The sequence below is a fragment of the Methylobacterium sp. WL18 genome, from assembly GCF_008040015.1.
GTDB classification, from domain to species: Bacteria; Pseudomonadota; Alphaproteobacteria; order Rhizobiales; family Beijerinckiaceae; genus Methylobacterium; species Methylobacterium mesophilicum.
The window spans coordinates 1-486 of sequence record NZ_VRVD01001308.1; the positions used below are offsets into that span (position 1 = coordinate 1).

Genomic DNA, 486 nt, shown 5'->3' on the forward strand with positions numbered 1-486 from the left:
GGCCAGCGCGACGCGCTGGCGTTGGCCGCCCGACAGGGTCGCGGGCCACTGCCCCGCCTTCTCGGCGAGGCCGACCTCGGCTAGGGCCGCGAACGCCTTGTCCCGGCGCTCGGCCCGGGAGCCCTGGCCCGATAGGCCGACCGTGACGTTGTCCACCACCCGGGCCCAGGGCAGCAGCCGCGGCTCCTGGAACATGATCCGCTTGGGCGGATCGCTCCGGCGCGGGCCGGTCTCGGGGCCCTCCAGCAGGATCCGGCCGCCCGTCGGCGCCTCGAGCCCCAGGATCAGGCGCAGCAGGGTGCTCTTGCCGCAGCCGGAGCGCCCGACCACGGCCGTGAACCCGCCGGCCGGCAGGTACAGGTCGAGTCCCTCGATGACGGCGTGGCCGTCGAAGCTCTTTCGGAGATCGCGGGCGGTCACGGCGATGCCGCGGCCGGCGGTTGGCGCCGGCTGATGGGTCGGCGGCGGCAGCGAGCCCGCGTCGGC

Annotated in this window: 1 protein-coding gene; it reads right to left on the minus strand. The window is 76.3% G+C overall.

The annotated features are described in order from the left end of the window. Positions 1–471: ATP-binding cassette domain-containing protein (locus FV228_RS32465; protein WP_147858032.1), on the minus strand; the 471-nt coding region annotated here is incomplete at its 3' end. Positions 472–486: the final 15 nt, after the last annotated feature.